Source organism: Marinitenerispora sediminis (assembly GCF_003336425.1).
GTDB classification, from domain to species: domain Bacteria; phylum Actinomycetota; class Actinomycetes; order Streptosporangiales; family Streptosporangiaceae; genus Marinitenerispora; species Marinitenerispora sediminis.
This window is the reverse complement of record NZ_QEIO01000001.1, coordinates 88,122-114,570: the sequence shown is the minus strand read 5'-3', so window position 1 is coordinate 114,570 and position 26,449 is coordinate 88,122. Positions and strand designations below refer to the sequence as shown.

18 protein-coding genes are annotated in these 26,449 nt (G+C 71.8%); 11 read left to right on the top strand and 7 right to left on the bottom strand.

Features of this window, described 5'->3' with window-relative positions; translation table 11 throughout:
- Window positions 1-422: 422 nt before the first annotated feature.
- From DEF28_RS00465 to DEF28_RS00430, 7 genes are all read left to right on the top strand, one after another.
- Window positions 423-1,235, top strand: a complete 813-nt coding sequence (locus tag DEF28_RS00465; RefSeq protein WP_233515000.1) for a DeoR/GlpR family DNA-binding transcription regulator — start codon at window positions 423-425, stop codon at window positions 1,233-1,235.
- 17 nt (window positions 1,236-1,252) lie between these two features.
- Complete coding sequence (locus DEF28_RS00460; RefSeq protein ID WP_114396396.1) at window positions 1,253-2,653, top strand: GntP family permease; 1,401 nt, start codon at window positions 1,253-1,255, stop codon at window positions 2,651-2,653.
- An 8-nt stretch (window positions 2,654-2,661) separates the two neighbouring features.
- Complete coding sequence (locus DEF28_RS00455) at window positions 2,662-4,020, top strand: four-carbon acid sugar kinase family protein (RefSeq protein WP_114396395.1); 1,359 nt, start codon at window positions 2,662-2,664, stop codon at window positions 4,018-4,020.
- 100 nt (window positions 4,021-4,120) lie between these two features.
- Window positions 4,121-5,149 (top strand): 4-hydroxythreonine-4-phosphate dehydrogenase PdxA, encoded by a 1,029-nt coding sequence (gene pdxA / locus DEF28_RS00450; protein ID WP_114396394.1) that lies wholly within the window; start codon window positions 4,121-4,123, stop codon window positions 5,147-5,149.
- Window positions 5,150-6,594: 1,445 nt separating this feature from the next.
- Window positions 6,595-6,915, top strand: coding sequence for a hypothetical protein (locus tag DEF28_RS00440; RefSeq protein ID WP_114396392.1), 321 nt, complete (start codon window positions 6,595-6,597; stop codon window positions 6,913-6,915).
- A gap of 198 nt (window positions 6,916-7,113) precedes the next feature.
- Entirely contained in the window at window positions 7,114-7,506 is a 393-nt protein-coding gene (locus DEF28_RS00435) for a hypothetical protein (RefSeq protein ID WP_114396391.1), read from the top strand.
- An 8-nt stretch (window positions 7,507-7,514) separates the two neighbouring features.
- On the top strand, window positions 7,515-10,172 hold the full coding sequence (locus tag DEF28_RS00430) for a DUF4132 domain-containing protein (protein ID WP_114396390.1): 2,658 nt from the start codon (window positions 7,515-7,517) through the stop codon (window positions 10,170-10,172).
- Window positions 10,173-10,230: 58 nt separating this feature from the next.
- Here DEF28_RS00430 and DEF28_RS00425 read toward each other — a convergent pair whose 3' ends face one another.
- The 3 genes from DEF28_RS00425 to DEF28_RS00415 form a co-directional block, all read right to left on the bottom strand.
- On the bottom strand, window positions 10,231-11,154 hold the full coding sequence (locus DEF28_RS00425; RefSeq protein WP_114396389.1) for a Vgb family protein: 924 nt from the start codon (window positions 11,152-11,154) through the stop codon (window positions 10,231-10,233).
- Between the two features lie 406 nt (window positions 11,155-11,560).
- Entirely contained in the window at window positions 11,561-12,163 is a 603-nt protein-coding gene (locus tag DEF28_RS00420; RefSeq protein ID WP_114396388.1) for a hypothetical protein, read from the bottom strand.
- A gap of 76 nt (window positions 12,164-12,239) precedes the next feature.
- Complete coding sequence (locus tag DEF28_RS00415; protein ID WP_114396387.1) at window positions 12,240-12,587, bottom strand: DUF3817 domain-containing protein; 348 nt, start codon at window positions 12,585-12,587, stop codon at window positions 12,240-12,242.
- Window positions 12,588-13,193: 606 nt separating this feature from the next.
- Between DEF28_RS00415 and DEF28_RS00410 the strand changes: the two genes are divergently transcribed.
- On the top strand, window positions 13,194-15,002 hold the full coding sequence (locus DEF28_RS00410; protein WP_114396400.1) for a UvrD-helicase domain-containing protein: 1,809 nt from the start codon (window positions 13,194-13,196) through the stop codon (window positions 15,000-15,002).
- A 59-nt stretch (window positions 15,003-15,061) separates the two neighbouring features.
- Here the strand turns inward: DEF28_RS00410 and DEF28_RS00405 are convergent, their stop codons facing one another.
- Window positions 15,062-16,042, bottom strand: a complete 981-nt coding sequence (locus DEF28_RS00405) for a type IV toxin-antitoxin system AbiEi family antitoxin domain-containing protein (RefSeq protein WP_114396386.1) — start codon at window positions 16,040-16,042, stop codon at window positions 15,062-15,064.
- A 157-nt stretch (window positions 16,043-16,199) separates the two neighbouring features.
- Between DEF28_RS00405 and DEF28_RS00400 the strand changes: the two genes are divergently transcribed.
- Window positions 16,200-16,820 (top strand): DUF1707 SHOCT-like domain-containing protein, encoded by a 621-nt coding sequence (locus DEF28_RS00400; RefSeq protein ID WP_233514999.1) that lies wholly within the window; start codon window positions 16,200-16,202, stop codon window positions 16,818-16,820.
- Between the two features lie 73 nt (window positions 16,821-16,893).
- Here the strand turns inward: DEF28_RS00400 and DEF28_RS00395 are convergent, their stop codons facing one another.
- From DEF28_RS00395 to DEF28_RS00385, 3 genes are all read right to left on the bottom strand, one after another.
- The gene (locus DEF28_RS00395) at window positions 16,894-17,319 is read right to left on the bottom strand and encodes a VOC family protein (protein ID WP_114396384.1); all 426 of its coding nucleotides are present in this window, start codon (window positions 17,317-17,319) and stop codon (window positions 16,894-16,896) included.
- A gap of 10 nt (window positions 17,320-17,329) precedes the next feature.
- The gene (locus DEF28_RS00390; protein ID WP_114396383.1) at window positions 17,330-17,761 is read right to left on the bottom strand and encodes a helix-turn-helix domain-containing protein; all 432 of its coding nucleotides are present in this window, start codon (window positions 17,759-17,761) and stop codon (window positions 17,330-17,332) included.
- Window positions 17,762-18,183: 422 nt separating this feature from the next.
- Window positions 18,184-18,672 (bottom strand): hypothetical protein, encoded by a 489-nt coding sequence (locus DEF28_RS00385; RefSeq protein ID WP_114396382.1) that lies wholly within the window; start codon window positions 18,670-18,672, stop codon window positions 18,184-18,186.
- A 304-nt stretch (window positions 18,673-18,976) separates the two neighbouring features.
- On the opposite strand from DEF28_RS00385, the gene drmD reads away from it, so the two are divergent.
- Both drmD and DEF28_RS00375 read left to right on the top strand, forming a co-directional pair.
- Window positions 18,977-22,165, top strand: coding sequence for a DISARM system SNF2-like helicase DrmD (gene drmD, locus DEF28_RS00380; RefSeq protein WP_114396381.1), 3,189 nt, complete (start codon window positions 18,977-18,979; stop codon window positions 22,163-22,165).
- A 172-nt stretch (window positions 22,166-22,337) separates the two neighbouring features.
- Window positions 22,338-26,330, top strand: a complete 3,993-nt coding sequence (locus DEF28_RS00375) for an Eco57I restriction-modification methylase domain-containing protein (RefSeq protein ID WP_233514998.1) — start codon at window positions 22,338-22,340, stop codon at window positions 26,328-26,330.
- The last annotated feature ends 119 nt before the right edge of the window (window positions 26,331-26,449 follow it).

The window sequence follows — 26,449 nt, the reverse complement described above, 5'->3', positions numbered from 1 at the left end:
CGACGCGACCGCTGAGCCGGTTCCGCTGGGCCGCCGCGGTCGCACGGTGCCGGGCAGCGGCGGGAGCCCAAGCGCCGGCTCGCGGACGTGCGCGGGGGGCCGGAGGACGTGCTGGCCGGTCCAGAGTTGCTGCCGCGCCCGCTGGGGCCGTCGCGGTCGCACGGTGCCGCTCGGCCTTCGCGTGTGTGCGCCGGAACGTCGTCGCTGACGCGCGCCACCCCATCCGTCCGGGGAGCCGGCCGGGCCGGTCAGCCGCCGAGGCCGCGAGGCGCGGCGCCCGCGGCGGCGGCGCCCGTCATGTCGGACGAGTCACGAACGACTGTGTCCGCCGTCACGCAGCGTGCTCATAATGAGCGGCGGAACGTTACCTTCTTGCTAAATCTGCGTAAATTGGTCATGATGTCGCCACTTACCTGCTCGACATGAGCACGAAAGGGAGTGCGTCCGTGCGCCACCAGCGGCTGCTCGACGCCGTCACCGACGGCATCCAGCGCGTCGAGGACCTCGCCGAAGCTCTCGACGTCAGCCCGTCGACCGTCCGGCGCGGCCTCACCGACCTCGAACGCGCCGGGAAGGTCGTGCGTACCCACGGCGGCGCGGTCCCCGTCCCCGCCACCGGGGAGCTCTCCTGGACCCAGAAGAGCCGGCGCAACTCCGCGGCCAAGCGCCGGATCGCCGAGTACGCGGCCGACCTCGTCCAGGAGGGCGACGTCGTCCTGCTCGACGCCGGCAGCACCACCACCTTCGTCGCCGAGCGTCTCGCCGAGCGCACCGGGATCACGGTGGTCACCAACGGACTCGGCCCGCTGTGGGCGCTGCGCGAGGCCGAGGGCGTGGACGTCCTCCTGACCGGCGGCCGGCTCCGGCAGCGGCGCGGGTCGATCGTCGGGGAGCACACCCGCGGGGTGCTCGACCGCATCACCGCCGACGTCGCCTTCCTCGGCGCCGACGGGCTGGTGCCCGAGCGCGGTGTCAACTGCCCGAGCCCGGAGCTCGCCGCCGTCAAGGAACTCATGCTGAACCGCGCCCGGCGCGCGGTCATCGTCGCCGACTCCACCAAGATCGGCGCCGACCCCTACCCGAACTGGGCGCTCATCCCCGGCGAGCACACCGTCGTCACCGACGCCGGGATTCCCGAGGACGCCCGGCTCCGCCTGGCCGCGGACCCGCGATGCACCCCCGTCGTCGTCGCGGCCGGCCAGGCCCCCTCTTCTCCGGCGCCGCTGCCGGACTGACCTGCGAGGACAACGGTATGGATCTCCAGTTACTGGCCGCGCTCGCGCTCGGCGTCGCCGCGGTGGTCGCCCTCATCCTGTGGTCGCGGCTCGACGCGTTCGTCGGCCTGCTCGCCGGTGCCCTGGTCACCGGCCTGGTCGCCGGGGTGTCCCCGACCGACCTGATCGGCCACATCACCACCGGCTTCGGCAACACCCTCGGCGGGATCGGCGTCGTCATCGCGCTGGGCGTGATGATCGGCAAGATCCTGGAGGAGAGCGGCGGCGCGGACGCGCTCGCCAAGCTGTTCGTCCGGCTGGCCGGGCGCGGCCGCGAGGACGTCGCGATGACCGCCACCGGCGCCGTGGTGTCGGTCCCGGTGTTCTGCGACTCCGGGTTCGTCATCCTGCACCCGCTCGCCCGGTCGCTGGCCCGACGGTACGGGCGTCCCGTCGTGACGCTGTCCCTGGCGCTCGCCGGCGGCCTCGCCATCACCCACCACATGGTGCCGCCCACCCCCGGACCGCTCGCCGCCGCCGGGCTGCTCGGTGCCGACCTCGGTGCCGTCATCGCCGCCGGCCTGCTGTTCGTGCTGCCGCTGATCCCGGTCGTCGTCGCCTACGCCCGCATCGTCGGCCCGCGCCTGGAGTCCCAGCTCGACCCCACCCTGGTCCCCGAGGAGGAGCGGCAGGCCGCCGCCGGCGACGGCCCCGGCACCGCGCAGGCCGGCGTCGTCCAGCGCACCGGCACCCCCGTGGGCGAGGAGCCGCCGGACCCGCCGATCGGCGCTGGGCGGGCCAGCCTCCCGCTGCTGCTGCCGCTCGTGCTCATCATCGGCAACACCGTGACCGGCGCCGTCGCCGAAGGCACCACGCTCGCGAACGTGTTCGCCTTCGCCGGCAACCCCGCCGTGGCGCTGCTCATCGGCCTGGTCATCGCCGTCTACCTGCTCCCGCCGCGCGGCACCAGCCGCACCACCGTCGTGGGCTGGCTCACCGCCGCGGCCGCCTCCGCCGGGATGATCGTCTTCATCACCGGTGCCGGCGGCGCCTTCGGCGAGGTGCTGCGCCAGTCGGGGGTCGGGGACGCGCTCGCCGACGCGGTGGCCGGCTGGCCGGTGCCGATGTTCCTGATGCCGTTCCTGATCGCCAGCTTCGTGCGGGTCGCCCAGGGGTCGGGTACCGTCGCCATCATCACCTCGGCGACGCTGAGCGGGCCCGTCATCGAGGCGGCCGGGGTGGATCCCACGCTCGCGGTGCTCTCGGCGTGCGCGGGTTCGATGGTGTTCAGTTACTTCAACGACTCCTACTTCTGGGTTGTCACCCGGTTCACCGGACTGTCCGGTGTGGCGGCGATGAAGATGTGGAGCGGAATGACCACCACGCTGTGGCTGGCCAGCCTCCCGCTCCTGGGCGTCGCCGCGCTGATCCTGCGTTAGGGGCGGACATGGCACAAGTTCTCGTCGTCGCCGACGACCTCACCGGAGCGAACGCCACCGGCGCGCGGTTCGCGCGCGCCGGCATGCGGGTGGCCACCGTGGCGCCGGAGCACGTCACCCGGGCGGCGCAGGAGTACGACGTCGTCGTGGCCAACCTGGACAGCCGGCACCTGCCCGCCGAGCAGGCCGCCGACCTGGTCACCGACGTGGTCGAGGCGGTGTGGCCGGTGGACCTCGTCGTCAAGCGCACCGACACCACGCTGCGCGGCAACGTCGGCGCGGAGCTGGAGGCGGCCTGGCGGGCGGTCCGGGAACGGGTACCGGCCGGCACCCGTGTGCGGGCGCTCATGGCGCCGGCCTTCCCCGCCTCGGGGCGGGTGACCGTCGACGGCGTGCAGCTGCTGGACGGCGTCCCGCTGGAGCGCACCGAGCTCGCCGTCGACCCGCTCACGCCTATGACGACCAGCGTGGTCGCCGACATCGTCGCCGCGCAGACCGATCTGGCGGTCCGGCACGTGCCGATCCGGCAGGTCACCCAGACCCTGCTCGCAGCGGACCTGTCCGCGGGGGACGAGCCCGTCGTGCTGTGCGACGCCTTCACCGAGCAGCACCTGGCCGACATCGCCGAGGCAGCCGCCGAGGTGCACCGCCGGGACGGCACGGTCTGGGTCGCGGTCGACCCGGGGCCCACCGGGGCGCTGCTCGCCGACGCGCTGCGGCTGCGCGGCGGGGCCGGAGCCGCCGGACCGGTCCTGGCCGTGGTCGGCAGCGCGACCGACCTGACCCGCCGCCAGCTCGACGCGGTCACGCGCAGCGGACCCGTCCGGTTCGTGGACGTGGACGTCATCCGGTTCGCCCACGACGACGACCACCGGGACGACGTCGCGGCCGCCCTCACCCGGCACCTGGACACCGCGGTGTTCCCCGAGCTCGTCGTCCTGCGGACCGCCACGTCCGCCAACGACGTGGTCGAGCTCCCGGCGAAGACGCGCCGGGCCCTGCCGCACCTGCTGGCCGCCCTGGTGCGCGAGGTACTGGACGACGTCGCCCGGCGTTCCGGCGAGCACGCCCTTCCCAGCGGGCTGTTCACCAGCGGCGGCGACGTCACGTCGGCGGTCCTGGACGAACTCGACGTGCACGCCTTCGAGGTCGGCGGCGAGGTGCTGCCGCTCGCGGTGCACGGCACCCTCAGCGGCGGCCCGCTGGACGGCGTCCCGATCGTCACCAAGGGCGGCCTGATCGGCGACGACACCGCCCTGATCGAGTGCTTCGCCAAGCTGCGCCGCGCCGGGCAGGCCCGCCTGCGGCAGGTGCGGTCCGAGGTCTCCGAGCACGTGCTGCTCGTCGGAGGCGGAGTCGGTGACTGATCCGCCCGCTCCGGCCGGCTGACCCCCACGGCCGCCACCGCGCCCACCGGTGGATCCGCGATCCGGCGGAGCCACCCCAGCCATATCTGGAGGAAGTTCCATGACTGAACGCCCGATCCTGGCCGTCACCGTCGGTGACCCGGTCGGCATCGGCCCCGAGATCACCGTGCGCACACTTGCCGACGTCGGTACTGGCGCCCCGGCCCGCGGTGTCGTCGTCGCCGACCCGGCCGTGCTGCGCCGCGCGGTCGCGGTGTGCGGGCTCGACCTCGAGGTCCGGGCGGTGGGGTCCTGGCGGCTGCCGCCGGAGCAGGACGGAGTCATCGACTGCTACGACATCGACGCGCTCGGCGGCACCGAACTGGAGTGGGGCACGGTGGACGCGCGGGCCGGAGCGGCATCCGTGCGCGCCATCGAGGTGGCCACCGCGGCGGCGATGGCGCGCGACGTCTCCGGCATCGTCACCGGTCCCATCAACAAGGAGGCCATCTGGGCGGCGGGCAGCAAGCACCTCGGCCACACCGAGATGCTCGGCGAGCTGACCGGCGCCACCCGGCAGACCACCATGTTCGTGGTGCGCGGCAAGAAGATCTTCTTCGCCACCCGGCACCTCTCGCTGCGCAAGGCGCTCGACCAGATCAACGAGGAGCAGCAGGTCGCGGCCATCGAGGAGGCGCTGACCGCGCTGCGGGTGTTCGGCGACGACGAGCCCCGGCTCGCGGTAGCGGCCATCAACCCGCACGGCGGGGAGAACGGCGCGTTCGGTGACGAGGAGATCCTGCACCTGGCACCCGCCGTGAAGCGGGTCCGGGCGACCGGCGCGGACGTCACCGGGCCGGTGCCCGCCGACTCCGTGTTCCACCAGCTACTGACCGGGCGCTACGACGGCGTGCTGTCGCAGTACCACGACCAGGGGCACATCGCGGCGAAGACGTTCGACTTCGACGGCACCATCTCGGTGACCGTCGGACTGCCGATCCTGCGCACCTCGGTGGACCACGGCACGGCCTTCGACATCGCGGGACGGGGGATCGCCGACCCGGGGACGATGCGGTCGGCGTTCCTGCACGGGGCCGAGTTCGCGCACTTCGCGGACCGCATCCGGGCGGCGTACGGAACCGGGAGCTGACCCCGGCGGGGTAGTGGACGACCGGAGGACCGCCCTCACGACCCGGGGCGGTCCTCCGGTGTTCGCGGCGCGACACCTGCTGGATGCCTGCGTTACGCATGCGATGCTGCTCGAACGCAGCTGTGCCTGCGCTGACCATCCGTGGTGTTCCGGACGGCCAGTTCCAGATCCTCAATCAGGGTCCGCGCCGCCCGCGCTGGCCAGTCGCTCCAGGTGTACTTCCTCGGCCTCATCGCGAGGGAATCCGCCAGGCCCTCCATGGCGGAGATGATGGAACGCCTGAGTCGGGAGACGACCGCTGGGGTCAGCACCGCCCCGTTATCCTCGCCGCCCTCGACGAGGGACGCGCCGGAGGGTGATCGTCGTCGACTGCTCGGCCCTGGTTCCGGCGCTGACCGCGCACACTCCCGGGGGGGGGGACCTCGCCGGCAGCGGCTGGCTCAGGCCGCCACCGGCTATGCCCGACCCTCCTGGAGTGCGAGACGCGGTCAGCGATCCTCGGCATGCGCCGCGGCGCCACTGTCGGAGACCGAAGCGGACAGGGCGGTCGGCGCCTGCCGGCTGCTGCCGATCACCAAACAGGACACACTGCCCTTCTGGCAGCGCATCAGCCGGCTGCACGCCCACCTCAGCGCCCATGACACCCAGGACGCCGCCTTGGCCGAGGCCCTCGGTGTCCTGCTCGTCACCGGTGACGCACGCATCCGGCGCAGCGGAGCGGCCAAGCACGGCATCGAGGTCTACCCGTCCCCCTGAGCCGGATCGGCCGCGGAGCGGCACCTCCGTGCGGCGACAGCCCGCGCCGGAGGGCCCACGACCGCCCGCCGCGGTGCCAAGCCCCCCGGGAAGCCGTGCGACGCCGCCGGTATGGCGTGTTCTGATACCGCTGGGACCACCTCGGCCGCACCATCGACGTCCGCCTGCCCTTCCCCCGAGAGCGCGCCGCGCTGCTGGACTTTCTCGCCTCGGCCCGGACGACGGGGCCGCGCCCACGACCTGCCCGGTGGGACGTCCGCGGCCTCGCGGCCCGCCTGCTCAACGACGACCTACGGCGGCTCTCCGGAGACCGGGACGGCCACGCCGGCGCGCGGTTCGGCGCGGGGGAGGCACTGCCCGCCCACAACCACCGGACCAATGGGGAGTTCGTCCGGGCGGCCTGATGCGTCAGCCCACGCGTCATGACCGACCTGCTCGCCTTCCTCGGTCCGCAGCTCGACGCGGTGCGGGCCGACCGCCCGCCCGACGCTCCGCCTGCCCTCACCACGGCCCGGCGGCGACGGCCGGGCCGGTCTGCCGCCAACGGGCGCGCCCGAGCAGGGCCGCACGGCCACCTGGCCCGGTCCGCGTTCGAAATCCGCCGCGCCAGCCTGTGGACAACCCGTCACCGCCGGTCCTGGTTGCCTACCGTCGAAATCCCAACCGGGTCCACCGACGGGAGGCGGCCAGTGCGCGTCACGGTCCATATCGACATCGAGAGCCCCGGCGGTCCCGCGGCCGGCGACGAACTCCGGGCACGCGGTGCGGCGCAGCTGCTCATGGAGGCGCTGGCCACCATCGCCCGCGTCGAGGGCCCGGGCGGTGCCGTGGTCCGGCCCCTCGGTGCGCACTGCCTGGCGCGTCCGGGTGGGGTCGCCGTCCACGTGGTGGCCGACGCGCCCTCCGCCGACATCGCCGGGACCGGGCTACGGCTCGCGTTCGCCCAACTGGTAGGAGAGCACCCGGCGCTCGCCGGATGGCGGGTCGCGCGGCAGCGGGAGCCGTCATGAGCCCTGGGGCGGCGGCACCGCCGTGGAGGCGGCTCCCCGCCGCGGGCGCGGTGAGGCCGCCGCAACGCCTGCCGCGCCCCGAGATCCGTCCAGAACTGTCACCGCGCCGCACTAGCGTGCCCGTCACGGTGTCGGCGATGGCCTCCGCTGCGTCCGATGTCCGTGACCCTGCTGATCTTCCCCCAGTGAGGGAGCACCATGGCCCGTGCCATCTTCCGAGACGAGTCACCGCTCGGCGAGCGGCTCGACGCCTTCGAACTGCCCGATCTTCCGGACTCGGTCACCGTCCGCGAGCTCATCCGCCTCCGGGTGCGCGAAGAGGTCGCGCGCTACAACGCCCAGCCGAGCTCCACCTTCCAGGGGCTGGTCCGGCCGACTGACGCCGAGGCCGAGCTGAACGGCTACCGGATGCGCGGGCGGCGGCACATCGACTGGGAGCGCCAGGCCGACATCGCCGAGCACGCCTTCACCCGCAACGGGTTCGTGGTGCTGGTGGGCGACCGGCAGGTGGAGGACCTGGACGAGTCGGTGGCGCTGAGCGGTGACCCGGAGATCGTCTTCATCAAGCTCGTTCCGCTGGTGGGAGGGTGAGCGCCGGGATGAACACCGAACAGGGCGCATCCGGTCCGGCGGTCACCGAAGCCGACCTCGACTCGCCCGAACTCACCGGAGCCCGGCCCGGCGACGTCGCGGACTTCCTGCTGCGGCGGTTCAGGCTGCCGGAGGAGGACCGCCCCTATGTGACGATGCTGTCAGAGCTCGGCGGCCCGGTGGCCGTCCGCCTGGAACTCGCCGTCGCGAAGATCATCCCGCCCGTCAACTGGTGGCAGCGGGTGGCGAAGCTCAAGGGCACCGAGGTGGACGAGGTATTCCGTTCCTGCGACGACGCGGGGCTGCGCGCCGCCGGCATGTGGGCGCTGGTGCGCCTGGCGCGCAACGGCGACCCGTACAAGGCCAACGGGCACCGGGCGGTACTCGCCGCGATGGCGCGGCGCGGGCTTCCCTGGACCGGGGCCCAGCTCAGGGCGATGCTGCGCATGGCGGAGGGCCAGGGGAGGTACGACTACCACACCGCCGAACTGGCAAAGCTCCCGATCGCCGCCTGCGAGCGGGCTGACGACGTGCTGCTGGCGGAGTGCGTTGCCGAACTCCGCGCCCTGCACGCGGTGCTCGGCAGATCCGCCTACGCCGATGGGCGCAGGCTCCACGCCCGAGCCGAGGCACTGCTCGGCCGGCTCACCGCGAGCGGGGAGTCCGCCGAAAACCTGTTCGGCGAGGACGACGCGTTCGGGGCGCTGCTCCGCCGCGAGGCGCCCGACGCGTTGCGCACCCCGGGGCTCGCGGCGCTGCTGCAGCGGTGCGGCACGCTCAGCGGCACCCGGCCGACCAAGGCGTGGCGGACGCAGGTGCAGGCGGTACTGCGCGACCATCCCGACGTGCTGGCTGCCGCGCGCGCCGTCCTGGCGCAGCTTCCGCGGCTGCCGGACAGCGCCATCTACGTCGGACACGAGTACCTGTCGGACACCACCCACATCGGCTCCGAGAACACCCAGCTCATGCTGCGGGGGCTGCTGTGGAGCCTGGACGTGGCGCCGCGCGCCGAAACGACGTGGGCGCCGGCGCTGCTCGCCGACGTCGCGCGGTTCGCCGGCACCGGCCGCGGTGGCAGCAAGGTGCTGCGCGCCGAGCGGCTGGCGACCGCCGCCGTCGCGGCCCTTGGGGCGCGCGGCGACGAGGCGGCCGTGGCCGGCCTCGCCCGGGTGCGGGCCAAGGTTGTCAAGAAGACCGTGGCCGGCGCGGTCGACCGCGCACTGGACACCTGTGCCGAGCGGCTGGGCCTGACCCGGTGGGAGCTGGTGGAGCGCACCGTCCCCGATTTCGGGTTCGGTCCCGACGCCCGCCGCGAGGACGTCCTCGGCGAGCACACCGCGATCCTGCGCCTCGACAGCGACGGCGGCCCGGTACTGACGTTTCGCGGCAGCGCCGGGCGGGAGCTCAAGTCGGTCCCCAAGGCTGTCCGCGAGGCGCACGCCGACCGGCTTGTCGAACTGCGGGCCGAACTCAAGGAACTGAAGTCCACGCTGCCGGCCGAGCGGTTCCGGATCGAGACCGCGCTGGCGGAGGGCCGGATGTGGTATCTCGCCGACTGGCGGCGGTACTACCTGGAGCACCCCCTCACCGGGTGGTTCGCCAGAGCGCTCATCTGGGAGGTGTCCACCGACGCCGGTGCCACCTGGCGGGACGGCGTTCCCGAGCCGGACGGCGGCCACTGGCGGCTGGTCGGCCCCGAGGGCGCCGAGGTCTTCCGCACCGACGGCGAGTCGGCGGCTCCGCCGCAGGTGCGGCTGTGGCACCCGATCCGGGCCACCCCCGACCGGGTGCACGCCTGGCGCGAGCACTTCCTGGCGGCCCGACTCCGCCAGCCGGTGAAGCAGGCATACCGCGAGATCTACCTGCTCACTCCGGCGGAGGAGGAGACCCGGACCTACTCCAACCGGTACGCCGCGCACATCCTCCGCTACCCCCAGGCCAAGGCGCTGCTCGCCGGGCGCGGCTGGTCGGGACTCACGCTCGGCTACTGGGACGGCGGCTTCGACGGCAGCGCCGAGCGCGTGTACCACGACGCCGCCTCCGGCACCGACTGGGCGGCGGCCTGCTACCTGGAGCTGGCGGAGCACCCGGACGACGACTACACACGCGTCTCCTACTGCTCCTCCGACCAGGTCCGCATCGGGCGCGCCGGGGTGGTGGACGACGAGGGGGACCTGCGCGACGTCCCGGCCCTGGTCTTCTCCGAGGTCATGCGGGACATGGATCTCGCGGTCGGGGTCGCCTCCATCGCCGCCGACCCGGAGTGGGTCGACCGGGGAGAGGACCGGTACCTGGCCTACTGGCGGGAGGCCGGATTCGGAAAACTGACCGAGTCCGCCGAGATGCGCCGGACGGCGCTCGAACGCCTGATTCCGCGGCTGAAGATCGCCGACCGGCTGGAGCTGACCGACCGGTTCCTGCGGGTCCGGGGTGACCTGCGCGGCTACCGGATCCACCTCGGCAGCGCCAACATCCTCATGGAGCCGGACGACTCCTACCTGTGCATCGTCACGGCCAGAGGAGGCGGCTCCGAGGTCTTCCTCCCGTTCGAGTCCGACGGCGGCCGGCTCTCGGTGATCCTGTCGAAGGCGTTCCTGCTCGCCGACGACGCCGCGATCACCGACTCCAGCATCACGTCGCAGATCCGCCGCGGACTGCCCCGCTGACCGGCGCGGGGGCGGGTCCGGCGGCACGCGGCCGACCGTGTGCCGCCGGGCCCCGGCGTCACCGCGGCGGTGCGCCGGCCGCGTCGGCCTTGACCGCCACCCGGGCGATCGCGCCCGCTTCCAGCGCGGTCCACAGCGCGCCGTCCGGCCCGAGCACGATGCCGTGCGGCTCCGAGCCGGGGGACGGCAGCGGATACGCGGTGACGGCGCCCTCGGCCGTGATCCGGCCGACGCGGTTGGCCCCCCACTCGGTGAACCAGCAGGCGCCGTCCGGCCCGGCGGTGATCGCGTGCGGGCGCGCCGCCCGGTCCGGCAGCGGGAACTCGGTGATCCGGCCGTCGGTGGCGATCCGGCCGACCTGGCCGGCGCCGATCTCCACGAACCACAGCGCGCCGTCGGATCCGGCGGTGATTCCCACCGGTCCGGCTGCGGGGGTGGGGAGCGCGAAGGACGTCACCCGGCCCCCGGTGGTGATCCGGCCGATCGCGTTCGCTTGGTTCATCGTGAACCACAGCGCGCCATCCGGCCCCGCGGCGATCATCGACGGGAACGCGCCCGGGGTGGGGAGCGGGAACTCGGTGACGGAACCGTCCGCGGCGATCCGCCCGATGGCGTTCGCTCCCATCTCGGTGAACCACAGCGCCCCATCCGGCCCGGCGGTGATGCCGAGCGGTCCGGCCTCGGGGGTGGGCAGCGGGAACGCGGTGGTCTTTCCAGCCGTGGTGATGCGGCCGATCCGGTGCGCCCGCGTCTGCGCGAACCAGAGTGCGCCGTCCGGACCGGGCGTGATGACCGTCGGCCCGCAGGTCGCGGGTTCCAACGGGTAGGACGCGCACTCGCCGCGCACGGACATCCGGCCGATCCGGCCGACCCCCATGGTGAACCACAGGGCGCCGTCGGGCCCGGCGGTGATCCCGTACGGTCCGGAGTCCGTGTCCGCAAGGCGGTGTTCGGTGATCGCGGCGGAGGGGGTCGAAGACAAGGCGGCGCTCCCGGCGGTGGCGGTCGTGTGCGGTCGGGCCACGGAGGCGGGCGGACGGGGCCGCATGGCGGCCGGCGGCCGGCGCGAGGGGGCGCGAGCGGTGGGGGCCGCGCTCGGTCCTGGCGCCCGGGGCGGGTTCGCGGGCCGCCGCCATGGCATCGCGCCATGATCCGTGCTGGGCGTCGATGGTGGCAACCGCTTTTCGGGCGGGGGCGTCGCCTGGTGCGCGTTGTCTGGGGCGCTTGGCCTGTGAACGGCGTCCGGTGCCGCCGATCCGGCGGGCAGCAGAGGGACGCAGACGCGGGGACACCGGATGTGCCGTCCGGGAGCGGCACGGCCACGGCGGGGTACCGCGAAAAGACCGGGGCGCGCGGGCGCCGCGGCGGTAGCCGGGCGCGTACCCGGCTCAGTCTTGGTTCGGCCCCTTCCACCCGTCGAGCAGGTGCCGGATCGCGGCCGTGAGGTGTTCGTCCGCCTCGGTCGCCGCGTGCTCGTGCAGCAGCGTGCGGAACTCAGGCCACGGCTGGTAGGTGACGGCCCAGATGGCCGCCATGCGTACCTGCGGCGACGCGTGCCCGAGTGCCGCGCGGACGCATTCGAGAACTTCGTCGTGGACGTCCAGGGGAGCTCCGGCGCCGAGCCGGAGTACGGCGTGGGCCCGGTCCTCGTCGTTGATCTGCCAGTCCACATCCTCCAGCAGCTGGCCGACGGAGCGGACGGGGAGCCGCTGCTCCGCCAGCTCCGACACCGCCCGCACCCGCTCCGGGTCGCTGCCCACCGAGGTCACGTACGCGAAGTCGGAGAGCAGGTCCTCCTCGTAGTGGAGGGCGGGGTCCTCGCCCCAGACGACGCGGGCCGGCAGCCAGGACCCGCGGTCCGCCTTCCGTACGGAGGAGGGGGCTGACCAGCCGAGTTCGGGAGGGAAGGCGGCGAGGGAGGCGGACACGGCGCGCACGCCGGACCCTTGCCGGAGGACCAGGCGGCGGCTCCGGTGGACGAGCTCCTTCACGTGCGGACTCCTTCCACGAGCCCTCGGGCCCCGCGTGGGTCGGAACGCCTGCGGCCGGATCCGCCGGTCGCGGTGCTCACCGCGCGGCGGACTCAGCGGGCACGGTCTTCCGCGCGGCGGTGCGGTCGACGCGTCCGGTGCGGGTGGCCCAGCGTTCGAAGACCACCGTGCCCAGGGGAGGGACACTGGCGACGAGGGCGAGGATGCCGGTCAGCGGCGACCAGCGCAGCACGACCCAGGCCGCCACGGCGACGGCGACGTAGCCCATGAAGGCCGCGCCGTGCAGCGGGCCGAACACCTTCACCCCGATCTCGTTGTGGATGACGAGGTACTTGACCACCATGCCGGCCAGGAGCCCCACCCAGGTGACGGCCTCGATGGCGGCGATCACCCGGAACGCGGTCAGCAGTAGTGACTTGGACACCTGGTACTCCCTCGGGGCGGTAGCGGCCGCGGTGGACGTCGGCGCGCTGGGGTCGGACACCCGTACCAGTCTGCGGGGCGCGGGGTAGTGGATTGACCGTGACCCGGGTTACCCGCCAGGCGCGGTTCGTGCCGCCCGGGAGCAACCGAAATTCGCCGATGGGTAGAACCGATGGCCCCGGGCGGAGCCCGCACCCCCGGACCTGGGCGGGATCCGTGGTACGCAGCGGGATCGCAGCGGTCGCCGATGGCCGGTCCGCACACCTGGGGGCCGGCCGGCCGTGGATGCTGGCCTGAATTCGGTTCGCCATAAACCGAAGTTTCGGTCACTGTGGAGAGGGCGGGAAGCGGGCGGTGGGCGGAGTTGAAGGTAGCTGTTTCCTTACCTTTCGGTAAGGGCGCCGCAAGGGTGTTCGTTTTGACGGCCCTGACCTGCGGAAACGAAGGCTCGCGCCATGTTCGGCTGGGGTGGCGAAACCGGCCTTCTGGGGCGGTTTGCCCAAATTCTCGGACGAGCATCTCTACTGGTGGACGCGCTGGTTGCCCCGCAACCGACTTCCCCACGCGGCGTCCCCACGGCAGCCCACCACCGGAGGAAATGCCCGACGTGCCTCAGCTCGCCATTGCCCCCGCCTTCCTCAACGACTTCTCCCAGCTCGACACCCGCGTTCAAGCCGCCGCGCTCACCGCGGTGCAGGCGTACCTGGCAGGCGACCGGCCCCATCTGGGCAGTGTCGACGACGCCGCCGACGCCCGGGTGCGGATGCTCCCGATCGGCCCGGAGTGGGCCGGCGTGGTCGCGCCCACACCGGAGGACGGCTACTGCCTCATCACCATCCGGCCGCACGACGAGGCGCTCGCCTTCGCCCGGAGGTTCCGCCCCGGCCCCGTCCCGGTCATCGACATCGTCGACGTGCCGCACCATCCGGCCCCCCTGCCGGCGGCCCCCGCGGTGGTCGGACCCGTGGAGATCGCCCGCCACCTCCGCGGCCCCTTCGACCAGTGGCAGATCACCCTGCACCCCGACCAGCGCCGACTGGCCGAAGGGCGGTTCGCCGGATCCGTACAGGTCACCGGAGGGCCGGGCACCGGCAAGACGGTCCTGGCCCTGCACCGCGCCGCGCACCTGGCCGCCGCGCTCACGGCCCGCCCACGCCGCGGCACGCGGCCGGTGCTCCTCACCACCTACAACCGGCTGCTGGCCCAGACCCTCAGCAGCCACCTCGACCGGATCGTGCCCGACCCTGACGTGCGCTCCCGCATCGAGGTGGTCACCATCGACGGGCTCGCCCGCGCGATCGTGCAGGAGCACTCCGGGATGGCTCCCGACGCGCTCGCCAAGGAGGTGATCGCGGAACGCTGGCGAGACGCCGCGCGGGCGGACGGCATCCCCTACTCCGGGCGGTTCCTGGTGGACGAGTGGGAGCAGGTGATCCTCGCGCGCGGGTTCACCGACCCGGCCGACTACATCCGGTGCGAACGCAGCGGCCGTGTCCTGCACCTCGCCCCGGAGCACCGGCGGCTGGTGTGGGACACCGTGCGGCGCTACACCGGCGCCATGCGGGTAGCCGGCGAGTGGTCGTTCCCGCAGGTGGCCGAGGAGGCGGCCCGCATCCTGCGCCGCTCGGGGCCACGCTACGCCCACATCGTCGTCGACGAGGCCCAGGACCTGCACCCCGCCCAGTGGCGGCTGCTGCGCGCCGCCGTCGCGGAGGGGCCGGACGACCTCTTCATCGCAGGGGACCCGCACCAGCGCATCTATGACAGCCGGGTCTCGCTGGCCTCGCTCGGTATCCAGGTGCGGGGGCGCGGGCACCGGCTGCGCGTCGGCTACCGCATCACCCAGGAGACGCTGAACTGGGCGCTGCCGATCCTCGGGCGCGTCCCGGCCGTGGGCCTCGACGACAACGCCGACACCCTCGCCGGATACCGGTCGCTGCTGCGCGGGCCGCGGCCCGTGGTGCGCGGCTGCTCCAGCCGCCACGAGGAGATGGCCGCGCTCGGCGAGTGGGTCCGGACCTGGCTGGAGGCGGGGGTGGCCCCCTCGTCGATCGCGGTCGCCGGACGGAACCGGTGGGTGGTCCGCGACGTCGCCAAGGAGCTCCTGGCGCGCGGCATCCGCACCGCGCCGGTGGACGCCGAGGACGACATCGACGCGGTCCGGGTCGGCACGATGCACAAGCTCAAGGGCCAGGAGTACCGGTGCGTCGCGGTGGTGGGCGTGGGTGAGTCGCAGGTGCCGCCCCGTGCGGCGACCGACGCCGCCGAGGGCGACCCGGTGGCGCTGGAGCAGATCCGGCAGCAGGAGCGCAACCTGCTGTTCGTGGCCTGCACCCGGGCGCGTGACGCGCTCTACGTCTCGCATGTGGGGGCGCGGAGCCGGTTGCTCCCGCCGGATGCCGGCGCCGCCGACTGAGCGGGCTCCCCGTCGGCGCGGTGGATCGGCACCGCGCCGGCGGCGGAGCGCTGCGGCCGTCACGGGCGCCGCTTTCCGCAGGCGTCGTCCGGCGGTGCGCCGCCCGGGCGGTCGGCGCCCGCGGCGGCGCGGTCCCGGGCCTCGCGGATCATGGCGACGACCTCGCGGGGGTGGTGCAGGTCCCGCCAGGTGAAGCGGAGCAGTACCAGCCGCTCCGGCGAGCTGACGATGTCGTTCTGGCGGCGGCGGTCCACGAACAGCGGCCCCGGAAGCGAGTGCGGGTCAGAACCGTCGGCCTCGACCACCACGCCCCAGCTGGGCCAGGCGAGGTCGGCGTGGCCGACCAGGCGGCCGTCGCCGCCGTACACCGGGTACTGGAGGGTCTCCGGGGGGATGCCGGCGTCATGGCAGAGGAGCCGCAGCCGCGTCTCGAACGTGCTCTGCGCCCGGCCGTCGGCCAGCCGCCACCACTCCCGGGTGAGCCGCGCGCCGCGCCGCCCGGCGTTGGCGGCCTCCAGACGCGGGAGGTCGGCGGCGTCGACGAGGCCGTTCTGCAGGGCAGAGTCAAGAAGGCTGACCGCGGTGTAGCGGTCGGTGAGCAGGACGGTGTCGCGCAGCGTGCGGGCCGGGGTGGTGATCCGCAGGCCGTTGCAGAGGGTCACCTCGCCGGGGGCGACGTCCCAGCCGTGCAGCCGCAGACCGTCGTGCCGCGCCGCCGCCGACCCGCTGACGCTCAAGTGCACGTGCTCGTGCCCCGGCCCGGGGAGCAGGCCCTGCATCCGCCACAGCCGGGCCGCGGTGGGGCCGACCGCCACCGCGCGGGGCCCGTACACCAGCTGGGCCGCCATGACGCGGGCGGCGAGCCGGGGCGCTGGGTCGCCGCGGACCAGGTAGACGCCGGTCCGCAGCCGGCGCCACTCGCCTCGGCGGAGCAGCCGGCCGATCTGCTGGGGCGTGAGGCCGCATGCCAGGGCCTGGTGGCGGGCGAGGACTCCGTGCTGGGTCGAGGCGAGCGCGTGTGCGCTGGACAGTTCCGGCATACGTCCAGGTTCGGCGGAGGGGTGGCGTGCCGCGAGTCCGATCCCCGGGCTGTGGACAGTCGGCCGGCGGCAGGGAAAGGGCGCGCGTGGAACTGGGAGCCGCGCGGGTGCGCAATTACGATGAAACGCGAGCGTTGGGCGGATCGACGGGAGAACCATGACCGCAGACGGGGCAGGGGGACCGGACGCGATGCGGGCGTCGGATCTCGACCGTGAGCAGGTGGCCGAGATCCTGCGCCAGGCCGCCACCGAGGGCCGGATCACCCTGGACGAACTGGACGAGCGGCTCGACCTCGCCTACCGCGCCCGCACCTACGGCGACCTCCGTCCGCTCACCGCTGACCTGCCCGCCGGCCGCGGGGTCCCCGCCCCGGCCCGCCAGCCCGGCGCCGGCGCCGTCGACCGCACCCTGGAACTCCGCGCCAAGGCCGGCAGCATCGCCCGGCGCGGCAACTGGGAGGTGCCGGGGCGCGTCGTCGTCAGCAACCCCTACGGTGAGACGCGGCTGAACTTCCGCGAGGCCACACTGCTGACCGAGGTCGTCGACCTGGAGATCACCGCGTCGTGGGGCGACGCCAAGATCGTGCTGCCGGACGGCGCCACCGCCGCCATCAACGTGGACACCTCGTGGTTCGGTGACGTGGACAGCCGGGTCCCCGAACGCCCCGCTCCGCCCGCCCCGCACTTCCGGATCACCGGCGCCGTCAAGGGCGGGGCGCTGAGGGTCCGTTACAAGACCCGGTTCGACGACTGGATGGGCTGGGACAACTGGGACTGACCCCGGCCCGGACCGCCGGCGCGGCCCCCTCGAGGGTCCGGAGGCTGGGAGCGCGTGCCGCCCGGGACCCGGATCACCCCGCGGGCGGCTGCGGCCGGGGCTGGGTGATCCGGATGTTGTTGCCGAACGGGTCGCGGAGCGCGCAGTCGATCCCGTAGGCGTGCTCGGTCGGCTCCTGGGTGAACTCGACGCCGCGCTCCCGCAGCGTCTCGTACGTCTTCCGGCAGTCCGCGGTGCCGAAGATCAGCCAGCCGCCAGTGGCGCCCTTGGTCAGGAGTTCGCGGACCTGCGCCGCGGTCGCCTCGTCCATCGATGGCGGACCCGGCCGCTCCAGGAGGACCTCGCGCCCGGGGTCGCCCGGCACCCGCACGGTGAGCCAGCGCATGAAACCCAGGTCGGCGTCGGTGGCGACCTCCAGCCCGAGCTTGCCGACGTAGAAGCCGAGCGCCTCGTCCTGGTCGAGGACGAAGATCTGGGAGTGCGTGATCGATTTCAACATGGCCGTAACGCTAGTCGCGGCGTGCTGGCCGCGCTTCTCCAAAACCGCTCGGTCTCGTCCACGCCATGGCAAAGCACCCCGGCACGCCGGCGACGGGGACCGCGGCACCGTCGCCGCGGTACGCGGAGGGCGACCGGCCCACGATGTCGCGGAACGTCCGGCTGAACGTCCCGAGGCTACCGAAACCGACGTCGAAGCAGATCTCCGTGACGCTGCGCTCGGTCTCGCGCAGCAGGAACATGGCGCGCTCGACCCGCCGGCGCTGCAGGTAGCGGTGCGGGGTCTCCCCGAACGTGGAGCGGAAGGTCCGGATGAAGTGCGCCTCGGACACCTGGGCGACTCGGGCCAGCGCCGCGACGTCGAGCGGGGCCGCGTAGTCGCGGTCCATAGCGTCGCGAGCCCGGAGCATCCGGCGGTTGGACTCCTCCACGGCGCGGCTCATGCTCCCATCACACCACGTCGGAGCGACAGCCGCGCCTCCGCGCCCACCAGCCGGGCCGGCCGCCCGGCCCGTCCGGCACCCCGCCGCGCCGGCCCCTCCAGTGGGACCGCGACCCGCGCGGCGGGGCGGACCGGCGGCGGCCGCCGCCGGTGGGCACCGCGACCCGCACGGCCGGATGGACCGGCGGTCTGCACACCGGGCGGACCGGCGGCCGCGCCGCCGCAGGAGGACCCTGCGGCCCGCACGGCCTGACCGATCCGCCCAGCACCCTGGCGGGCCGGCCCGCCTCCGGTGGCACCGTGACCCGTACGCCCGAGCAGGTCGAGCAGGCCGAGCGGGCCAGGGGCGGCCGGGAGCCGGCGTGCAGGCGCACCGCACTCTCCTGGCCGCCGATCCCGCGGCCCACCCGGCACCACCGGCCGTCACTCCACCGGGCGGACCCCCAGAGCGGTCTCCCGGACATCCTCGACGCCGAACCGGTCAGGATCCACCCGAACCGACACCGCGACCCCGGGCTCCACCTGCCAGAACGCCAGATCCTCGGCGATCCCGCCGGGGCGCGCCCCGTGCTGGAACGGCTCCACCCGCCACCCGGCGGGATCGCGCTCGTGGTACTCGGTCAGGAACTCCCGCGTGGCGCCGAGGTCGGACAGCCGCTCCCCCCGCAGCACCGCCACGGTGAGGTCGACCCGGTACCCGCCGCCCTCCAACTGCCGCTCCCACACGCGCTCGGTGAACGCGACGTCCCCCCACTCGAACTCGAAGTCCGACTCCAGCGCCCCGGCCCCCGCCGGAACATGCTCGACCACGAAACCATCCACCGGCCTGCGCACCTCCACTTCCCCGACCGACGCCGCGAACGCGCCCGCCGCCACCACGACCGCCGCCAACGACTGCCCGACCACCAGCATGGCAAAACCTCCCCATGAACTCCGGGAAACCCCTCCGGGCATCCCGGACCCATGCTCGGAGCAGGTACGCCGCCGGCTCCATCGCGATTCCGACGCTGTGGATAAGCCTCCAAGGTCGTTCCCGCCGGGCACGGGCTGGCGTCCGCTATCAGGGAAACGGGCCGCCTGGCTCCTCCCCCTCTGACGACGGGACTCGCCGTAGACCGGTGCACCCAATTCCGATTCAGCTCCCTGGACAACGCTCCGTTCCCGGTTCAGACCTGGTAGTACTTCAACAGACACTCCCCCACGAAAGCGAAACCGCATGGCTATCGAGGTTCAGCCGGCTACCGAGGATTCAGCGACGCCCGAGGTCGGACAACTCGTTACCGTGCGTAATCGGGTGTGGGTCGTTTCCGATGTCAAGACGGGCAGCATCGCCTCCAGCGACAAGGTGCGGGCGTCCGCTGAGCCACAACGTGTGCTCTCGCTCGTCAGCATCGAGGACGACGCGCCGGACGAGAGCATCGACGTGCTCTGGGAGATCGAACCAGGAAGGGAGATTCACGAGTCAACGCAGCTTCCGGACCTGACAGGAGGCATCGACGAGCCCACTCAGCTCGACGCCTTCCTGCATGCGGTGTGGTGGGGTGCGGTCACCTCGGCCGACACCACGGCAATTCAGGCGCCGTTCCGTTCCGGAATCGAGATCGAGGACTACCAACTGGAACCGGTGGTCCGCGCTCTCCAGATGCCACGGACCAATCTCCTGATCGCTGACGATGTGGGGCTGGGCAAGACCATCGAGGCGGGCCTTGTCATGCAGGAACTGCACCTGCGACACCGGGCACGGACCATGCTCATCGTCTGCCCGGCAGGCCTCACCCGGCAGTGGCATGACGAGATGCGGGACAAGTTCGGACTTGAATTCCGCATCGTCGACACCGAGCTGCTGCGTCGCTTGCGGCGTGAACGAAGCCTGTACGCGAATCCGTGGACGCATTACCCCCGGCTCATCGTCAGCATCGACTGGCTGAAGCGGGAACGGCCACGCCGCCTGCTTCGTGAGATCCTCCCCGACGTTGTCAGCTATCCGCGTGTCTTCGACCTGCTCGTCGTCGACGAAGTCCATTCCTGTGCCCCAGCCGGGCGCGGCAAATACGCGGTGGACTCCCAGCGGACCCTGGCCATCCGGGAGCTCGCCCCGCACTGCGAGCACCGGCTTTTCCTCTCCGCCACCCCGCACAACGGTTACCCCGAGTCCTTCTCCGCCCTGTTGGAGATGCTCGACGAGCGGCGTTTCGCGCGCGGACTTCCGCCCACCCCGGAACAGCGGGACAGGGTAATGGTACGGCGACTCAAGCGGGACCTCGGGACCGACTGGCAGGGCAAGCCTCGCTTCGCCCAGCGCCGAATCAGATACCTGGAGGTTGAATACGCGGCTGCGGAACGTGAAGCCCACCGGCTGCTCAACGAGTATGCGGCGAGCCGGCGGAAACAGGGAAGCCGGCACAGCGCCGACTTCGTCACGACCTTGTTGAAGAAGCGCCTGTTCTCCTCCCCTAAAGCCATCGCGGAAACCGTTGACACGCATCTGACCACCATGCTCGCGAAGGACGAGCCCGCCTCCCCCCTCTCGGAAGAGACGGTCCAGCGTGTCCTCGTGCCACTCTCCGAGCGCCTGGACGCGACGGCCGAGCACGAGGCCGAGTACCGGGAGGCGGAATTCGAGGCGTTCGCCGTCGCCCGGCGGGGCGCTCCGCCGCTCACCCACCACGAACACGACCTGCTGATCCGGCTCCGTAACTGGGCCGACCAGGCCAAAGACCTGCCTGACGCCAAGTTCCGGGCCCTGCGTGACTGGCTCGATCCGGTCGTCTTCACCGTCGGTGGGCCAGGTCAAGACGCGGCGTGGGGAACCGACCGCGTGATCATCTTCACCGAGTATCGGGATACCCAGCGCTGGCTGCACGAACGGCTGCTGGCAGCGGGCTACGGCGGGAGCAAGGGCGAGCGCATCGCACTCCTCTACGGTGGCCAGGACGTCCAGGAACGAGAACGCGTCAAGAACGTCTTCACCGACCGCCCTGAACTCGACGATGTACGGATCCTCATTGCGACCGACTCCGCCAGCGAGGGCATCAACCTGCAACGCCACTGCCATCGGTTGCTGCACTGGGAGATCCCGTGGAACCCCAACCGGCTGGAGCAGCGCAACGGCCGGATCGATCGGCACGGCCAGCCCGCCGAATACGTAGACGTGCTGCACTTCGTGCCGCACGGCTGGCAGGAGGCGTCGGCCGGTTCGCTGGAGGACGAGCTGGGCTTCCTCCGCATCGCGGCGGAGAAAGTCGAGCGGATCCGGGAGGACCTTGGCAGCGCCGGGGAGATTATTGCCGCACAGGTCGAGCAGAAGATGCTCGGCCGGCGCAGCGAATGGCAGGAGACCGACGTCGAGATCCGCCGGCGGGCCGCTTCCGGCGCGGCGAAGCTCCGCGTCGAACACGACATGCGCCGGGAGCTCGAACGGCTGCGCGACGAACTCACGGCGAGCCGGGCCAGTCTCGACCTCACCCCCGAGAACCTGGAACACGTGGTGCGTACCGCGCTGCGGCTCGCACACCGCAGGGACCTGATCGAGGCGAAGCCGCCGGAGGGCGTGCGCGCACGGTGCTTCCGCCTGCCGCAGCTCGCTGGAGCGTGGGCCAGCGCCCGCAATTCCGGTCTGCCGCACCCCGTGACCGGCGAAGAACGTCTCATCACCTTCGATCCCGACGCCGTCGTCGGCCGCAACGACCTGGTGCTGCTCCACCTCAAGCACCGCCTCGTCGACCTCTGCCTGACGCTGCTCCGGCGGGAACTCTGGTCGGGCGGCGAGTACCTGCGCCGCGTCACCGCCCGGGTGGTTCGAACCGGGACGTTGCGCACCCCGGCGGTGGTGATCCACGGCAGGCTGGTCCTCACTGGCGCTGCGGGGACGCGCCTCCACGAGGAGGTCGTGGCGGCCGGCGGCCGCATCGATGGCGGCCGGTTCGTCCCCGCGACGGAACAGGACGTCACCTCCTGGCTGACCGCCGCCACCGACGAGCCGGCCCCCGAATCGATCCGCCAGGGGCTGGGCGCGGTGTGGCCCGCCCTGGAGGCTCCGCTGCGCGAAGCCCTGGGCGAGCGCGCGGCCAGGCGCACCGGCGAGTTGCAGGAGACACTCGCAACGCGGTGCAAGGAGGAGGTGCGCGCTGTGCAGAAGGTCCTGGACGAACTGGCCCGCGGCATCCGCGAGGCACTCAACGACACCCCGAAGTGGCACCAGGACAGCCTCTTCGACTTCACAGCCGGGGAACGTGACCAGTTGCGCCGGGACCGCACGGCGCTGGAGGAGCGGCTGGCCGGCATCCCTCGCCAGAAGAAGGAGGAGGCGAAGAACCTGCGCCACCGCTACGCCCATCCCGAGGCGAGGTGGTTCCCCGCGGCCGTCACCTTCCTGGTGCCGGCGGCGCTGGCCGCCCGGGGGTGACGCCGCGTCCCACCAGCGCCGTCTCGCGCACGACATGGCAGGGGCCGGAGCCGCTCGATAACCTCGGGCCATGCCTCCCATACGTCGTCGCCCCCGAGCACCGCAGCAGACGCCCGCCGAACAGCACGCGGAGTGGCTCCGCCTGCTCGCCCCCGACGGACCGTTCCTCTCGGTGGACGTCCTCACCGAGGCATTCCCGCAGGGGCTGGACCGCCTCACTGACGAGCTCCGTGGCCGGGTCCGCCGGGCCTGGGACGAGGTGCAGGAGGCGCCCGGCGAACTGCGGTCGCAGTGGACCGAGCTGATCCTCGGCGAGGTCCTGGGGTGGCAGCGCAGGTATCGGGCGGAGCCGGACCGGTCCGACGGCGGCCGGCACCCGGATTTCGCGCTTCTCGGTCCCGGTGCCCGTGGCGAGAACGAGCAGCGTCTGCACTGCTATCTGCTGCCCTGGGACAGCGACCTCACCGTCTCCCGTGCGGACCGGCCGTCCGCCGTGGAACAGGCCGCCGCGCGGTGCCGGCGTGACCTGGTACCGCTCGCGCTCGTGACCAACGGCCGCCTGTGGGCGCTCGTGCACGCTCGCCCCGGCGGCCCCACGTCGGTCGGGGTGTTCGACGCCGACCTGTGGCTGGAGGAGCGCGCCCTGCTGTCCGCCTTCGCCACGCTGCTCGCGGGCCGGCGGGTCCAGATCCCCGAGACCCACACCGACGGCAGCTCGCCATCCGGGTCTACCGCCTCCCTCTTCGCGCGTACCGCCAACGCGCAGGGCAAGCTCACCGAAGAACTGGGTGAACAGGTTCGCCGAGCGGTGGAACTCCTCGTCAGCGAGATCGCGCGCCTCGACCGCGAGGCACGTGGCCATCTGCTCGCTGACGTCGCCGAACGGCAGGTCTACAAGGGTGCGCTCACCGTCCTGATGCGCATGGTGTTCCTGCTGTATGCGGAGGAGCAGCGGCTGCTGCCCGGCGACGATCTCTACGTCGACCACTACTCGGTCACCCGGCTGTTCGACCAGCTGGCTGACGATTGGGAACGCTACGGTGAGGAGATCGTCGACCGCCGAGCCGCCGCCTGGCCCCGGCTCCTCGCCCTCTTCAACGGCATCCACGCCGGTGTGGAACACCCCGATCTCCGGATCCCCGCCTACGGCGGGTCACTGTTCGACACCGGTAGGTTCGAGTGGCTCACCCGCCTGAAGGTCACCGACCGCGTGGTGTTCCAGATCCTCGACGCCCTCCTCATGCTGCGCGGCAAGGGACGGCGAACCGCCACCCGCATCTCCTACAAGGCGCTCGACGTCGAGGACATCGGTCACATCTACGAGGGCCTGCTGGAGTTCTCCTGCCTCAAGGTCGCCGAGCCTTATGTGGGGCTGATCGGCAAGCATGAGCCCGAGCTTCCCCTGCGTGAGCTGGAGGAACAGCGCTCGGTCGGCGAGGAGGAGTTCCTGGCCTGGCTTCTTGACCAGACCGGCGCCACCCGCCGCCAGCTGGAGAAGGGGATGGGCGCCAGCCCCAAGCCGGAACAACTGGCGGACCTGCGTGCCGCCGCCGACTCCGACGACGAACTCGCGGCCCGCACGGCGCCGTTCTGGGGCCTGCTCCGCACCGACCTGCGGGACGATCCCACGATCTTCCCGGCGGGATCGGTGCTGTTCACCCAGGTGGGCGACCGGCGCCGGACGGGAACCCACTACACGCCCCGCGCGATGGCGGAGACGGTCGTCGAACACACGCTCGCCCCGCTGGTGTACGCGCCCGGGCCCGCGGACGGCGCAGAACGTGAGACTTGGCGGGTGAAGCCGGCCGACGAGCTGCTCAAGCTCAAGATCGTCGACCCCGCGATGGGGTCCGGCGCCTTTCTGGTCTCCGCCTGTCGTTACCTCGCCGACCGGATCGTCGAGGCATGGCTGCGGGACGGCGTCCCCGAGGAGGTCCGCGGCGCCGTCGACGGCGACGACAGCCTGGACGAGCTCCGGCTGTTCGCCAAGCGCCGGGTGGCCGCCTCCTGCGTCTACGGCGTGGACCGCGACGACATGGCGGTCGAGCTCGCCAAACTCTCGCTGTGGCTGGAAACGCTAGCGAAGAACAAGCCGTTCAGCTTCCTCGACCACGCGCTGCGCTGCGGCGATTCGCTGGTCGGGCTGGTGAGCGAGGAACAGCTCCGGGCGTTCCACACGGATCCGGTGGAGGGGCGGCAGGTCAACTCGCGCTGGGTCGGCAAACGGGAGGGCGAGGCGACCTCCATCGCGGATCGCATCGAGCAGGTACTCGCCGAGACCACCCGGCTCCGAAAGGAGATCGAGGCCGCGCCGGTACTGGACCCGGTCGACGTGCAACGCAAGACCGAGATGCTGAGGGAAGCGGAGGAGCAGACCGAGCTGCTGCGGCTGGCCGCTGACGCGGTGATCGCCGCCGCGATCGCCGCCGACCGATACCCCGATCTTGACGATAAGCGGTGGGTGGATGGCGACGCCGAGAGCAAGAAGCTCGGGTGGCGTGCCGCGTACAACCACCTGGTGAGCCGGCTCTCCGACGAGGTGGCGGAGATCCTGGACGAGGCTACCTATAATTTCAAGAAGGAGACCCAGCTACGGGAACGCGTCGAGGACTGGCTGACCGGGAAGCGGGATACGCCGATCCGGCCGCTGCACTGGGCGCTGGAGTTTCCGGAGGTGATGGGCGACGGCGGATTCGACGCCGTTGTCGGGAACCCGCCCTTCATCGGGGGGCAGCGGCTCACCGGAACGCTCGGGACCGACGTTCGTGAGTACCTGGTGGCCGATGTCGCCGGAGGGAAGCGGGGGAGCGCGGACCTGTGTTCGTACTTTCTGCTGCGGAATCTGCGCCTCGCCCCGCACGGGCGCACCGGGATCATCGCCACGAACACCATCGCCCAAGGCGACACCCGTGAGGTCGGACTGGACCAGGTCACCGAGCGGGGCTGGACGATCTACCGCGCGGTCAAGTCGCAGCCGTGGCCGGGGAGCGCCAACGTGCACGTGTCCTTGGTGTGGGCGGGGCACGCGGGAGAGAAGGAGAAGTACGTCCTCGGGGAGGACGAAGTTGAGGTGCGGGGGATTACCCCGTCCCTTGATGCGCGGTCGCGGGTGACGGGGAAGCCGTTCCGGTTGGTGGCGAACGAGGGTCAGGCGTTCCAGGGATCCATTGTGCTGGGGGAGGGGTTCATCCTCCAGCCCGAGGAGGCCCACGCGCTGATCGAGCGGGACCCTAAAAATAAGGAGGTGTTGTTCCCTTATCTTAATGGCAAAGACTTGAATTCGCGGCCTGACAGTTCGCCAAGTCGATGGGTAATTGATTTTGGCGACCTCTCGGAGGAGCAGGCGCGCGAGTATCGAGAGCCATTTGATATTGTGCAACATGCAGTGAAGCCTTTTCGGGAACAAAATAAGCGGAAAGTCTATAGGGATTACTGGTGGCAGTTCGCGGAAAAGCGTCCTGCGCTGCAGGGTGCGGTTTCCGGGTTAAAGAATTTTTTTGTGCTGGCCACCGTGAGCTCGACGGCTCTTCCTGTTTTTGTGGAGGCGCAAATTGTGGTAAGTCATACTTGTGTCGTTTTTCCGTCGGATGATTTCTCTGTCTTTAGTCTACTTTCGAGTTCCGTTCATGGTGTGTGGGCGGCAGCGACGGGGTCGACTTTGAAAGGGGATCTGCGCTATACGCCGTCGGATATCTATGAAACCTTTCCGCTCGCTTCTTTGGGGGCGGGCAAGAAGTCCGTGGGGGAGGATCTTAATTTGGTCCGAGTGAAGGTTATGTTTGAACGACAAATCGGTCTGACGAAGCTTTATGGTTTGATAAATTCCTCGACTAACCACGACTCGGACATTGTTCTCTTGCGTAAGATGCATATCGAGATGGACAAGGTTGTAGCCTCGGCGTACGGCTGGGACGACCTCGACCTCGGTCACGGCCATTACGAAACCCCACGCGGCCTCAAGTGGACAGTTCACCCTCAGGTGCAGGTCGAGATCCTGGACCGCCTGCTCGAACTCAACCACGCCCGTCACCGCCAGGAGCAAGAGGCCGGCCTGCGCCCAGGAGCACGCAAGCGACGGAAAGCAAAGCCAAAGCCGCCCCGGCCCATCGACGCCGTAACTCCCGTCGACGGTGCCCTGTTCCCTCCGGACGGCGCGCTCTTCTGACCCGCCCTCGTGACCTGACTTCCGCCGCCGCTCCGTTCGGCTTTGTCTCCCGCTCCACGTATGGTCACCCTGCGGAGAGACGCCAGCACGGAGAGGTACCAACCGAATATGCCGGATTC